Raw genomic sequence first — 12857 nt, 5'->3', positions numbered from 1 at the left:
ACAATCCATGTCTCTTACGACCGACGCCCTTGCCGACCTCGCTTCCGTCATTCCGGTTCTCACTGTCAGCGATGTCGCCGATGCGGCGCCCCTGGCCCGCGCTCTGGAAGCAGGCGGGCTCAAGGTGATCGAGATGACCTGGCGCACCGCTGCGGCACTGGATGTCCTGCAGGCCATGAAAGCCGCGGCGCCGGGGCTGGTTGTCGGGATGGGGACGATCCGTACTCCTGAGCAGGCGGCACAGAGCGTCTCTGCCGGAGCGGACTTCCTTGTGTCGCCGGGTCTGACGCCTAAGCTTGTTCCGGCCCTGCTCGATGCGGGTATCCCGGTTCTGCCCGGTGTCGCCACTGCAAGCGAGGCCATGGCGGCGGCAGAAGCCGGTTTCGATCTCCTGAAATTCTTCCCGGCTGAACAGGCGGGCGGGCTGGACTATCTGAAATCCCTGCAGGGCCCCTTGCCGGATATCCGCTTCTGTCCGACAGGGTCGATCACCCGCGAGCGGGCTCCGGACTATCTGGCGCTGGGCAATGTCGTCTGTGTCGGCGGGTCCTGGATCGCCAGCAAGGCGATGGTCGAACAGGGCGACTGGGCCGGCATCGAGGCGAATGCCCGTGCCGCCGCCGCAATGCGTACCTGATTTTCGTTTTTGGCCTTCGGCCGGCTTGCGGACGACGGTGAGGCCAACTGAAATTATTGTTCCTGTTTAATTTGACTCCCTGACCCCGCCATACTCAAACTTTGAAAAAGCGCCAAAACCAAAAATGACGCGGCGCGCGAGGTCTGGGAGGACATATTGGACACTGTCGGCAGGACGGGTGACGGGCCCGTGCGTGAAACGGAGGGCGTGTCGCAGGCCGCCCCGGCCCTGAAACGCTCCACGATCTTCCTGCATGGCTCGCTTGCACTGCCTCTGGCGATCTATGGCTATCCCCTCGCGATCTGGCTGCCGGCGCACTATGCCGGCCATCTGGGACTGTCCCTGTCGGTGATCGGCCTGATCATCATGGTCGCCCGCTTCACCGACGTGATCACCGATCCGCTCATGGGCGAGATTTCCGATCGCGGCCGTACCCGTTTCGGCCGCCGCAAACCCTATATCGCGCTCGGCGCGCCACTGCTGATGCTCTCGACCTGGTTCCTTTTCGTGCCGCCGGAGGGCGCGGGCCTGGTCTATTTCCTGATCTGGCTGACGGCCTTTTTCGCCAGCGCCACGATGATCCAGATTCCCTTCCGGGCCTGGGGCGCCGAACTGTCGAGCGATTATCACGCCCGCAGCCAGGTCACGGCGGCCCGCGAATTCTACTATCTGGGCGGACTTCTCCTGGCCGCGGCTGTGCCTATGGTGGTCGAGATCCTCGCCGATGGCGGCGCCGTCGGCCAGATCTTCGCCTCGATGTGGCGCGATATCTCGGGTGCGTTCACCGGCGAGATCATGCAGCGCACGCCGACCAGCCGCGCCGCGCTGACCGGACCGGTCATGATGGGCCTTGCCATAACGATCGTCGCGATTGTGCCCTTGCTCGCCGGCATCGTGATCCTGACGGTCAGCGAGCCGCCGCCCGCGGCGCGCGAGCGCGTGCCGATGATCGAGGGCTTCCGCCATCTCTGGCGCAACGGACCGATGCGCCGGATCCTGATCATCGCCTTTCTGGTGATCGCGGGGGAGAGTTCGCGAAATGCCGTCTCGCTCTTCTTCATCCGCGACATCATCGGCATTCCGACAATCGGCGCCGCCTATTTCCTCTATTTTATCGCCGGTATCGCGGCGATCCCCTTCTGGCTCTGGATGGGGCGCAAGATCGGCAAGCATCGCGCCTTCCTGGTGACGCTGGGCTTTGTCAGCGCAGTAAGCGCGGCAAACCTCCTGCTCGGCCGCGGCGATTACCTGCCCTTCTTCTGCCTGTTCATTCTCAAGGGATTTGCCTTTGGCGGGCTGCAATTCCTGCCCCTGGCCATGCTGGCCGATGTCGTCGATATCGACAGTGCCCGGTCGGGCGGCCGCCGGGCGGGAACCTATTTCGCCGTGCTCGGCCTGTCGGAAAAACTCGCCGTGGCGATCTTCACCGGTGTGTCGCTCAATATTGTCGGCCTTCTGGGCTATCACGCCTCGGCCGGTGTCGAGGGATCGACCGAGATCGGCGTGCTGTCTCTGCGACTGGTCTACTGCCTCGGACCGATCGTGCTCTATGGCCTGGCGGCGCCGCTGATCTGGTCCTACCCGCTGACGCCGGAGCGCCATGCCCGCCTCAGTCAGGGCATGGAACGCCGCACACGCCGCATGGCCGCCGCCGCGCGTGATCAGGCGGAATTGCCGTCCCCCTGACGCGGCCTCGCATTCCTGATAATGAATCTCAGACTGGACCGACGGAATTCCTGTCCTACTTCGTTCAACAGGACTATGGGATAGCGGAACGCTACCGCTCCAATCCGCTGGGAGGCCCGATTGACGGCTGGATTTTCGGTTCGCGGGGCCGTGCTGTGCACGGTGCTCGCTCTTTTGGTTTCCGCTTGCGGCGGCGAGCCTTCGGCCGGTGGACCGGCTGCTGGCGGCGCGCGCGCCGATGAGGCCATCCGTGTTGTTACCCAGCCCGTCCGGTTTGCACGCGAGCGCACCGATATCGAAGCCGTCGGCACCGCCCGGGCCCGTTCCACGGCAACGATCTATCCCGAAGCCGGCGGTGTCGTGACCGGCGTTCCCTTCGTCACCGGCAGTCATGTCGAAGCGGGTGCCATTCTTCTGCAGCTGGACGATCGCGAGGAACAGCTCGCCGTCAATCTTGCCCGGGTCTCCGTGCAGGAGGCCGAGCAATTGCTGGCCCGCTATCGCCGCATCGAGGACACCGGCGCCATCTCCGCCAGCCAGATCGACGAGGCCCGCACGACGCTGGACGCGGCGCGTATCGAGTTGCAGCAGGCCGAGATCGCCCTGGACGAACGCACCGTGCGGGCGCCGTTTGCCGGACATGTCGGCCTGACCGATATCGACCCGGGGTCGCGTATCACGCCGACGACCGCCATCGCCCAGCTGGACGACCGCAGCGTGCTGTTTGTCGACTTCTCGCCGGCCGAACAGGTGTTCGGCCGTCTGCGTGAAGGTGACACGGTCACCGCCACGCCCTTTGCCGATCCCGATCTTGCCGTCGAGGCCGAGGTGATCGCCGTCGACAGCCGGATCGATCCCACCCGCCGCACCTTCACGGTACGCGCCAGTATCGACAATGAAGCCGATGTGCTGCGGCCGGGCATGAGTTTCCGCGTCGCCTTCACCATCGAGGGCCAGTCCTATCCGCGCCTGCCCGAGGCCGCGATCATCTGGGGCGGCAGCGGTTCCTATGTCTGGGGTGTCGATGGCGATACGGCATTCCGCGTGCCGGTCGACATCGTGGCGCGCAATGAAGGTCATGTCCTGGTGCGTGGCGATCTGCAGGCCGGAGCCCGCATCATCACCGAAGGCGTTCAGAAAGTCCGTGAAGGCAGCCGCATCGTCGATGTCGGCGAGCGGGAAACCGGGCTCGCGGTCGGGGGTTCGCCCATCGTCTCGGATGAAACCCGATGAGCCTGCAGCGCAACGATCTTCCCGCGCTGGCCGTCAAGCGGCCCGTGCTCGTCGCGGTCCTCAACCTGCTGATCATCATTGGCGGCCTGGCCGCCCTGTTCGGCGTTGAAGTCCGCGAACTGCCCGATGTCGACCGGCCGGTCGTCTCGGTCACGGCGAACTTCCCCGGCGCTGCGCCGGAAACCGTCGATGCCGAGGTCACCAGCATTCTAGAGGGGGCCGTTGCGCGCGTCTCCGGTGTGCGGGAAATCGATGCGCAAAGCGAGGAGAACGGCTCGCGCATCCGGGTCGAGTTCAATCCGGGCGTCGATCTGGACTCCGCCGCCGCCGACATCCGCGAGGCGACGTCGCGCGTCGCGCGCCAGCTGCCCGACCGGGTCGAGCAGATCCGCGTGGTGAAGGCCGACGACAATGCCGATCCCATCGTCCAGATGGCGGTGCTCTCCGACGCGCATGACGAAGAGACGCTGACGGCTATCGTCGAGAACGACATCGTGCCGGAATTCCTGTCGATTGAAGGCGTGGCCAGTGTCGACATGTTCGGCGACCGCCAGCGCCTCCTGCGCGTGGTGATCGACCCGCTGCGCCTGAGCCGTTTCGGTCTGACCGTCGGCGATGTCGCGGATGCGCTCAGCCAGGCGCCCTTCGATGTGCCGGTCGGCAGTTTCCGCTCCGAAGACCAGCAATTGCTGGTGCGGGCCGAGGCGACGGCTGCGACGCCGGAACGGGTCAAGGATGTGATCATTGATGGCAATACGCGCGTCGGCGACGTGGCCGAAGCCTTCTTTGCGCCGGCCGATGCGACCAATTTCGTGCGTCTCGACGGCCGGCAGATCATCGGGCTCGGCGTCGTGCGTCAGGCCCAGTCCAACACGATCTCGATCTCCGACGGGGTGCGCGAGACGGTCGAGCGCCTGAACAACCGTTTCGACGATCTGGAAATCCGCATCACCTCCGACGACGCCGTCTTCATCCGCGGTTCGGTGCGCGAGGTCCTGACCAGCCTGGCGATCACGGTGGTGATCGTCATCGCGACCATCTGGCTCTTCTTCGCCCGCTTCCGCGCCTCCCTGATCCCATCGACCGCAATCCCCGCCGCCCTGGTCGGCGCGCTCGCGGGCATCTGGCTCCTGGGCTTCTCGGTCAATCTCCTGACCCTCCTCGCCCTGGTGCTGGCAACCGGGCTGATCGTCGACGACGCGATCGTCGTGGTCGAGAATATCCAGCGCCTGCAGATGAAAGGGCTGGGCCGCCGGGCCGCGGCCGTCCTGGGCACGCGCCAGGTCTTCTTCGCAGTCGTCGCGACGACGGCCGTCCTGGTCTCGGTCTTCATCCCGATCTCCTTCCTGCCCTCCACGGCGGGCCGCCTGTTCCGCGAGTTCGGCTTCGTGCTGGCGCTGGCTGTCGTGATCTCGTCCTTCGTGGCGCTGTCCATCGTGCCGGCGCTGGCCGCGCGCCTCTGGCTGCGTTCGGAGAACCGCTCGCAGGGACCGCTTGAGCGTATCGGCGGCCGCATCTCGGATGGTTATGGCAAGCTGTTGCGGCTCGCCCTGAACCGTCCGTGGATCACGGGCGGCATCATGCTGGTTTCGGCGCTGGGGGCGGTGTTCGCCTTCACCTCCCTCGAACAGGAATTGGTGCCGCAGGAGGATCGCGGGCGCATCTACATCTTCGCGACGGGACCGGACGGTGTCGGGCTGGATTTCATGGAGCGCCAGGCCGATCAGGTCGATGCGATCGTCCAGCCCTATCTGGAGAGCGGCGAGGTGACGTCGGTTTTCTCCATCGTCGGCCGCTGGGACCCGAACCGCATCTTCATGACCGCCACCCTCGCCGACTGGGAAGACCGCGATCGCGGCCAGCAGGAGATCATGGCCGAGATGCGCCGTCCGCTCTCGCAGATCCCGGGCCTGCGCGCCTCGGTCTTCGGACGCGGCAGCCTCGACATGCGCGGTTCCAGCCGCGGCGGGATCCAGGTCGCGCTGACGGGCCGCGAATATGCCGAGATCTATGAGGGCGCCCTGGCGCTCGAGCGGGCCATCGATACGGAGAGCCGGATCCTCTCCAATCCGGAAATCTCCTACCAGCCGACCCAGCCGCAATTGTCGATCCGGATCGATCGCCGCCGCGCGGCCGACCTCGGCGTGCCGCTCAACGAGCTATCTGTGACCCTGCGCGCCATGGTCGGCGGTGACGAGCTCGTCGACCTGAATGTCGGCGACCAGGCGATCCCGATCTTCCTTGAGTCCGCCAATGGCGCCATCGACGATCCGACCGATCTGCAAAACCTCTATGTCCGCTCCAATGCCGGCGAGCTGATCCCGCTGTCCGCCCTGACCACGCTGGTCGAGGAAGGCGTGGCGGCCGAGCTGAACCGGACCGAGCAGCGCCGCTCGATCGATGTCGAGGCGGATGTCGCAGCGGATATCGCCCTGTCGGACGCCGTCGCCGAGATCGAGCGTCTGGCCGAGACGGCCCTGCCGCCCGGGATCGAGATGATCATGATGGGTGATGCGCGTACGCTGAACGAGACGTCGCGCGACATGGCGATCACCTACCTGTTCGCTTTCGTCATCGTCTTCCTGGTCCTGGCCGCCCAGTTCGAGAGCCTGACCAGCCCCATCGTCGTTATCCTGACCGTGCCGTTCGGCCTTGCCGCCGCGGTCTATGCGCTGGTGCTGACGGGCACCTCCCTCAACATCTTCTCGCAGATCGGCCTGGTGATGCTGATCGGCCTGATGGCGAAGAACGGTATTCTGGTGGTCGAATTCGCCGACCAGCTGCGCGCCGAGGGCAAGAGCGTCCGTGAGGCCATCGAAGAGGCGGCGACCATTCGTCTGCGTCCGATCGCCATGACGCTGATTTCGACGGTGCTGGGTGCCCTGCCGCTGATCCTGTCGACCGGGGCCGGTGCCGAGGCCCGCACCTCGATTGGCTGGACCGTGTTCGGCGGGCTGGGCCTGTCGGGCCTGTTCACCCTCTTCCTGACCCCGGTGATCTATCTGGGTGTCGCCCGGTTTGGCAAACCGCGTTCGGTCAATCTTGTCGAACTGGAAGAAGAACTGGCCCGCGTCGAGAACGACCCCGACACCCAACCGGCAGAATGATCATGCGTCACGTCCCGAGTATTGCCCTTGCCGCGCTCGCGGCCTGTCTGGCCGGCTGCACGGTCGGGCCCGACTATAGCGCGCCGGCGCCGGGCGTGCCGGACACCTGGTCGGAAACGCTTCCGGGCAGCGAGACCGCTGCGGCAACCGCCTGGTGGCGGGGCTTTGGCGATGAACAGCTGGACACGCTGATCACCACCGCGCTGGACGAGAATATCGATGTGCAGATTGCGGTTGCGCGCCTGGCCGAGGCGGAGGCCCGGACCACGTCCGAGCGCGCCGCCAACTGGCCGTCTGTCGATGCGAGCGCCGATGCATCGGCCACCGGCGACATTTCCGGCGATGCCGCGTCCTCGACGGGCGCCGGTTTCGGAGCGGCGCTGGCTTTCGTGCCGGACGTGTTCGGCGGGCGCCGCCGCCAGATCGAACAGGTCGAGGCGACGGCCGCCGCCCGGCGGTTCGACATCGAGGACGTCAAACGCGTCACCGCCGCCTCGATCGCCGAACGCTATATCGAGCTGCGCCGCAGCCGGGCCCGGCTCGACTTGCTGACGACCTCGCTGGAGCTGCAGCAGCAGACGCTGGACATCGTGCGCCAGCGCGCCGAGGCGGGTCTGTCGGCCGATCTCGATGTGCAGCGGGCGGCCTCCGATCTTGCCCGCACACGGGCCCAGCGCGGCAGTCTGGATATTGCCGAGGCGCGGTCCCTGCACGATCTGGCGATCCTGACCGGCGCGGTTCCCGGCACGCTCGGCCTGGAGCCGGCCGCGGAAACCACGATCCCGGACTTTGCCGATCCCGTTGCGCCGGGCGTGCCGGCGGATCTCCTGCGCCGCCGGGCCGATCTGCAGGCCGCCGAGCGTAATCTGGCCGCAGCCAGCGCCGCCATTGGTGTGGCCACGGCCGAGCTTTATCCTGCCTTCTCCATTCCGGGCAGTATCACCGCCGATCTGGGATCGGCCGACCGGTTGGTCGGAGACACGGTCGCGCGGATCGGTGCTGCGGTCGACGTGCCGGTGTTCGATGCTGGCCGCCGCCGGGCTGGTGTGGACATCGCCGAGGCCCGGGCCGAACAGGCATTGCTGGCCTACCGGCAGACGCTGCTCGAAGCGGTCGGCGAGGTCGAGGACGCCCTCGTCTCGATCCGCGCCGTCGAAGCGCGTACGGCAGAGCTCGAGCGCGCCGTCACCGCGTCGGAGCAGGCCTTCGACCAGCTCGACGCGCTCTATCGGGAAGGCCTGGCCAGCTTCATCGACATTCTCGATGCCCAGCGCACCCTGATCGACAGCCGCGAGTCGTTGCTGGACAGCCAGGCCGATCATGCCCTGGCCGTGATCGCGCTGCACCGGGCGCTGGGCGCGCCGGTCGACCCTGCACTCACTTCCGGCAGTTAATCCTGGCGGGGCGCCAGACTCGCGCTCTTGATCAGTGCGATAACCGTATCGCCCGGCTTCAGCACGAGCGCCTCGGCGGCGGCGCGGGTGATCCGTGCGCACAGGCGCTGCGTCGCCACCTCCAGCTCGACATCGCACCAGGCCGTGTCCCGCCGGTCGGTGATGGCCGCCACCGTTCCGGGCAGTCTGTTCTGTACCGAAAGCCCGTCGACGGCATCTACGGCCAGCGTGACATCACGGGCGGGCACGTAGAGGCGCGCCTCGCTGCCGATAGCGAGCTCCGTCAGCCCCGGCAGGGCGATACGGTGCTCGCCGATACGCAGGTCTGTCAGGTGAAGACGCGCGTCATGGCCGGTGATCCGGCCGGTCAGAACGGCGCCGGGCTCGTCTCCCGCTTTGCTGCCGCCTTCGGAACCGGCAAGCCACGCATCCCGTTCGCAGAGCGCGCCGATCTGTCCGTTTTCGACGGGCAGGACATGGTCGGCCATGACGGCCATCTCCCGGGCCGAGTGGCTGACCATCAGCGCCGGCAATTGCCAGTGCGCCAGCCTTTCACGGAGCGCAGGCAGAAGGTTTTGGCGGAAGCTGGCATCAAGGGCCGAGAAGGCTTCGTCCAGCAGGAGCAGCCGCGGCCGGGCCGAAAGCGCCCGGGCCAGTGCGACGCGCTGGCGTTCTCCGCCAGACAGGTCCGCGGTGCGGCGCGTCATCAGGGGCGCCAGCTGCAGCAGGTCGATCAGCTCTGCCCGATCAGGGCCGTGACCGCCCGGGGGCGCACGCCGGCTGGCATAGTCCAGATTGCCGGTCACGGAGAGGTGGGTGAAGAGCCGGGAATCCTGGAAGACCAGCACGGCCCGGCGCCGGTATGCCGGCAGGAATGAGGGGCCAGCCTGCCATGTTTCGCTGTCGAAACGGATCGTATTGCCGCGCGTCCGGTCCAGTCCCGCGACCGCGCGCAGCAGGCTGGTCTTGCCCGCGCCGTTGGGACCGGCAATGCCCGTCACGCCGGTCAGGGGCAGAGTGGCTGCGCCTTTCAGGCTGAACCCGCCGCGGCGGTGGTCGAGGTCGATGTCGAGCGTTCTATCCGGCATGGACGGGATACCGGCGATTGATCAGGAAGACGGCGACCAGCACGCTCAGCGAGGCGGCGACAAGGCCCAGCGCCAGCGCATGAGCGGCGGCATAGTCCAGCGTTTCGACATGGTCATAAAGGGCGATGGAGACCACGCGGGTGCGTCCGGGGATATTCCCGCCCACCATCAGCACCACGCCGAATTCACCCACGGTATGGATGAAGCTGAGCACCCCCGCCGTGATGAAGCCGCGCAGGCTGAGGGGTATGACGACAGAGATGAAAGCGTCCAGGGGTGAAGCGCCCAGGCTGGCGGCGGCGTCCAGCGGCCCGCGGCCGACCCGTTCAAAGGCGGTCTGCAGCGGCTGCACCATGAAAGGCAGGGAGTAGATCACCGAGGCGATGACCAGTCCGGAGAAGGAAAAGGCGAGTGTGTCGCCGGTCAGACGCACCCACAGACCGCCGATTGCCGAGCCGGGATTGAACAGGATCAGCAGGTAGAAGCCGATCACCGTCGGCGGCAGGACGAGGGGGAGTGCCGTGACGGCTTCAATAACGGGTTTGAACCGGGTCCGTGTGGTCGCCAGCCACCAGGCGAGCGGCGTGCCGATCACGAACAGGATCAGCGTCGTGACCAGCGCCAGCTGCACGGTCAGCAGGATAGCAGGCAGGCTCTCGCTCACTCCGGCGCCTCATAGCCATGGGCGGCGATGATGTCGCGGGCTTCCGGCGAGGCGAGAAAATCCAGAAACGCGCGGGCGGCTTCGTTGCCGGCCCCGCGAAGCAACAGAACGGCGTCCTGGCGGATCGGATCGTGCCAGTCGTCCGGGACGAGGTCATGCCGGCCGGACGGCGCGCTGCCGGGATGCCGGATCTGTGACAGCGCGACGAAACCCAGATCGGCATTGCCGGTGGCGACGAAGGCATAGGTCTGTCCGATATTCTCGCCGAAGACCTGGCGTGAGGCCGAGGCGGTCTGAAGCTCCAGATGGGCCAGAACCTGGTGCGCCGCCGCGCCATAGGGCGCGAGGTCGGGATTGGCGAGGGCGAGACGCCGGTAGTCACCGGCCTGCAGGCGCTGCAGCGGTGACGGGGTGCCGGCTGTGGCGTCCGCCAGGTCCATCAGGGCCAGCCGGCCGATCGCATAGGTCTGTACGCTGTCGGCAACCGCCAGGCCGTCTTCGACCAGGCGCGCCGGGCGGACGGTGTCGGCAGCGAGGAACGCGTCAAACGGCGCGCCATTGACGATCTGGGCATAGAGGCGTCCCGTCGAGCCGGTCGAGACGATAACCGTGTGACCGGTGCCTGCGGCAAAGACTTCGGCGAGGGCCTGCATCGGTTCGGCGAAATTGGACGCAACGCCGATCCGCACGGTGTCGGCGTGGGCCTGACCGCTCAGGGCGGTGGCCATGACAGTCAACAAAGCGATTGCAAGTCGGAGGAGGAAAGCCCGCACCATGCGCGGCAGCTTGCTCGCAGAGGCTTGTCCGGTTCAAGCGCAAAGCGCGGTGGATCACGCGCTCGTCAATGCCGCTCAGGCTGCATTGTTCATCCGGTCTGCAAGCGCACGGGCCGTCATCGGGGCGCCGAAATGCCAGCCTTGCAGGTATTCAAAGCCCAGCAGGCGCAACATGGCGGCCTGGCTTTCGGTCTCTACGCCTTCCGCGACCATGTCGAGATTGAGTGCATCGCCGAGCAGGGCCAGCGCCTGCAGCATTTTACTGGGACCTTCGCCCTTGCCGAGGGCATCGATGAAGCTCTTGTCGACCTTGATCTTGGAGAAGGGCAGCATGTGCAGATAGCCCATTGAGGCGAAGCCGGTGCCGAAATCGTCGAGATTGACGCGGAAGCCGGCGGCATTGAACTCGTGCAGACGCTGTTTGGCCTGTTCGAAATCGTCGACCAACACGGTCTCGGTCAGTTCCAGCTCGATCTGGCTGGAGGTCAGTCCGGCCGCGCCGAGCTTCTCCAGATAGCGCACGCACAGATCCGGATCCTTGAGCTGCGTCGGGGACAGGTTGATCGAAACGGTGAAGCCGGCCTGCTTCGGGATTTCGCGGCAGACGCTGTCGACAACGAAATCGCCCAGCCGGCGGATCAGGCGCGAGCGCTCCGCCACGCCGATGAAGACGTCCGGCGGAACGGCGCCGCGGGTCGGGTGCTCCCAGCGCAGGAGGGCCTCGACCGACACGATCTTGCCGTCGCGGGCGCGCGCGATCGGCTGATAGACAACGCGGAACTCATTGCGCTCTAGGCCCGCCTCTATATCCGCTTCCAGCGAGCAGCGGGCATCCTTTTCCAGGCCAAGGCTGGCATCGAAGCACAGGGGTTGCTCCAGCTGGTCGGCCTTGGCGCGATACATGGCCAGGTCGGCATCATTGACCAGCTGGGCAAACGTCTTGGGGGCATCCGGCCGCGACCAGGCGACGCCGATGGCTGCGCCAATATCGAAATGGCGGCCGCCGATCTCGAACGGGTCGCGCAGGCTGGCCGACAGGGCGCGGGCAATCGGCAGGGCCTGGCTGGCATAGGCCTGACCCGTGAGCGCGCAGGCGAATTCGTCGCCGCCGACGCGGGCGATATGCACGCCGTCCGGCAAGGCTGCGCGGAACTTGTCCGACACGATCCGGATGACCTCGTCGCCGGCCTGGTGGCCCGCCTTGTCATTGACGGCCTTGAAGCCGTTGAGGTCGATATAGATGACGGCCGCCTCGCCGCAGGCAGCGGCCTGCGTTGCGGTCTCACCCTCGATGAAGCGGTTGAAGCCCAGCCGGTTGGGCAGTCCGCTCAGCGTGTCTGTCGTTGCGGCGCGCAGGGCCCGGCGTTCATTGCGTTCCGCGCTACGGCCCAGCTTGCGGGCGCGATGAACGAGTATCTGGGCCCCGGCGAAGAAGACGATGATATAGGCGAGCAGGGGCAGGAAGCTGTAGCGCAGTGTCTCATTGCCCGGCTGCGAGGGCGTCCAGGACAATTGTGCCACGGCATGTCCGGCATTGTCCGCGATCGGCAGGCGGCTGCCGTGCGAGGGCGTTGTGTCCATCGGGATCAGCGAGACATCCTCGACGAGGAAGCGGGTCTGCATCTCGTTGACAAAGCGCTCATCGAGCGCGGTGCCGATCACCAGGATCGGTCCGGCCAGCGGGTCGGTGGCGGCGCGGTTCTCATACTCGCCGACCAGGGTGACCGAGGCGAGATAGGGCTGGCCGCGAACGGTGAGCATGTGCGAGCCGATGAAGCTTCCCTCGGCATAGGCGCGCGCAAGATCGCTGCGCAGATTGGCCAGATCGTCCGGGGTGAGCAGGTGGTCCAGAGGGGTCTGGCCGCTGTCGCGGTGCCAGGAATAGGTGAGCGTGTCGTTGGCGCGCGACATCACGACGAAGTCGAAGCCGAGATGGTCGGAGAAGGACGACGCCATGCTGTCGCTCAGCACGTCGACATCCCCGGCGTCCAGACGTTCGAGCGCGACCGACCACCAGCCATAATCGGCGACCCAGGTCTCATTGTGATGGATCGTGGTCTGGATGCCGGCCGTCAGCAATTGGCGGTCTGTCTCGGCCGCGCCGCGATTGAGCGCGCCGACGAAGAAGTAGATCACCAGCACGGACGCAATCAGGCTCACCAACGTCGCGACGTTGATGTAGCGCCCCAATTGACTGTCGAGTGACTGACCCATCCCTGTCCGCCGGCTTTTTATCCGTTATCGGACAAGCCTTGCACGGGAATCGTAAACA

General features: G+C 66.3%; 9 protein-coding genes. 5 read left to right on the top strand and 4 right to left on the bottom strand.

Annotated features, from left to right (window positions below; genetic code table 11):
- Positions 1–7: 7 nt before the first annotated feature.
- From eda to JJ918_RS01915, 5 genes are all read left to right on the top strand, one after another.
- A complete protein-coding gene (gene eda, locus JJ918_RS01935) occupies positions 8–637 on the top strand; it encodes a bifunctional 4-hydroxy-2-oxoglutarate aldolase/2-dehydro-3-deoxy-phosphogluconate aldolase (protein ID WP_291882586.1) in 630 nt (209 codons plus the stop codon).
- Between the two features lie 189 nt (positions 638–826).
- Entirely contained in the window at positions 827–2323 is a 1497-nt protein-coding gene (locus JJ918_RS01930; RefSeq protein WP_291882583.1) for an MFS transporter, read from the top strand.
- Between the two features lie 120 nt (positions 2324–2443).
- Entirely contained in the window at positions 2444–3556 is a 1113-nt protein-coding gene (locus JJ918_RS01925) for an efflux RND transporter periplasmic adaptor subunit (protein ID WP_291882581.1), read from the top strand.
- Positions 3553–6663, top strand: a complete 3111-nt coding sequence (locus tag JJ918_RS01920; RefSeq protein WP_291882578.1) for an efflux RND transporter permease subunit — start codon at positions 3553–3555, stop codon at positions 6661–6663. Before JJ918_RS01925 ends, JJ918_RS01920 begins: the two co-directional genes overlap by 4 nt.
- Before the next feature lie 2 nt (positions 6664–6665).
- Positions 6666–8057, top strand: coding sequence for an efflux transporter outer membrane subunit (locus JJ918_RS01915; protein WP_291882575.1), 1392 nt, complete (start codon positions 6666–6668; stop codon positions 8055–8057).
- Here JJ918_RS01915 and modC read toward each other — a convergent pair.
- The 4 genes from modC to JJ918_RS01895 all read right to left on the bottom strand — a co-directional run bounded on the left by modC (position 8054) and on the right by JJ918_RS01895 (position 12799).
- On the bottom strand, positions 8054–9145 hold the full coding sequence (modC, locus tag JJ918_RS01910) for a molybdenum ABC transporter ATP-binding protein (RefSeq protein ID WP_291882572.1): 1092 nt from the start codon (positions 9143–9145) through the stop codon (positions 8054–8056). The two genes, JJ918_RS01915 and modC, sit on opposite strands and share 4 nt — an antisense overlap.
- Positions 9135–9809, bottom strand: coding sequence for a molybdate ABC transporter permease subunit (gene modB, locus JJ918_RS01905; protein WP_291882570.1), 675 nt, complete (start codon positions 9807–9809; stop codon positions 9135–9137). Before modB ends, modC begins: the two co-directional genes overlap by 11 nt.
- Entirely contained in the window at positions 9806–10537 is a 732-nt protein-coding gene (gene modA, locus JJ918_RS01900; RefSeq protein WP_291882568.1) for a molybdate ABC transporter substrate-binding protein, read from the bottom strand. Before modA ends, modB begins: the two co-directional genes overlap by 4 nt.
- A 123-nt stretch (positions 10538–10660) precedes the next feature.
- A complete protein-coding gene (locus JJ918_RS01895; protein WP_291882566.1) occupies positions 10661–12799 on the bottom strand; it encodes an EAL domain-containing protein in 2139 nt (712 codons plus the stop codon).
- Positions 12800–12857 lie beyond the last annotated feature (58 nt).

Origin of the sequence: Maricaulis sp. (assembly GCF_017642925.1) — a bacterium.
In the GTDB taxonomy this organism is placed as follows: domain Bacteria; phylum Pseudomonadota; class Alphaproteobacteria; order Caulobacterales; family Maricaulaceae; genus Maricaulis.
The sequence above is the reverse complement of the archived record's forward strand: the minus strand, read 5'-3'. Positions and strand labels throughout refer to the sequence as shown.